Here is an 860-nt window from a genome sequence, read left to right as displayed (position 1 = left end):
ATATCGCTGTGGCTGAGGGTGGCCGTCTGAAAGCGGTTTCTGCCGTTTTGTTCGGCGGCTTCGGTGGCGGTGATGATACCGCCTTTTAAGTCGGTGTGTTCTTTGATGTTCGCTTGGAAGCCGTCGTCGCCGGCAAACAGCCCGCTTTGCAGGGTGGTACTGCGGTGGTCGGCACCGATGCTGCCGTATTCGGCGCTGCCTGAGGCGCTGAAGCCGTAGCCGGCGGTTACTTGGGCTTCGATGCGGTAGTTTTTGCCGTCGTATGCGGCGGTGTCCTGCGGGCTGACTATGCTGAGGCTGCGGCTCTCGAGGCCGATGCCGCTGCCCGCCACTTGGGCGCCGTGAACGGCGGTGTGGCCGCCGCTTTGGATTTCGGTGCGGCTTTGGCTGCTGCCGATTCGGCTGTGGCGGTGTTGTGTGCGCTCTCCTGCTCCTCTGCCTTGGCCGTAGTTGCCGCCGGCGGTAACGCCCAGGCTTAAGCCGCCGTCGAAGCTGAGGGCGACGCCGGCGTTGAAGCCGGCTTCGCGGCTGCGGTTGTGTTGCTGCTGTTGTTCGGCGGCCGACTGCAGGGTAATGTTGCCTTCTGCTTTAAGGGTGGTGCCTTGTTTGCCGGCGATGTCGCTGCCGGTAACGGTGAGGGTGGAACCTTGGCCTGCGCCGGCGGCGTTGAGGTAGACCTGCCCGCCTGCCTGTATGCTGCCGGGGGTGAGGCGGTTGCCGCTGTTGTGTTGTCCGGCGGTATTGCGCTGTTCGCCGTAGGTGATGGTAACGGTGGGTTTGAAGCCGCTGCCGCTCTGTATGCTTTGGTAGGCTTCCTGTGCGCTTTGGGCGGTGCGGTAGGCGCCGATGCCGGTGTTGAC

Annotated in this window: 1 protein-coding gene; it reads right to left on the bottom strand. The window is 64.0% G+C overall.

Annotated features, from left to right (window positions below):
• Nucleotides 1-860 (bottom strand): hemagglutinin repeat-containing protein (locus NQ012_RS12820; RefSeq protein ID WP_257067962.1); only part of this gene is annotated, 860 nt, incomplete at both ends.

Source organism: Neisseria dentiae (assembly GCF_024580525.1).
GTDB lineage: Bacteria > Pseudomonadota > Gammaproteobacteria > Burkholderiales > Neisseriaceae > Neisseria > Neisseria dentiae_A.
This window is presented reverse-complemented; position numbering and strand designations above follow the sequence as displayed.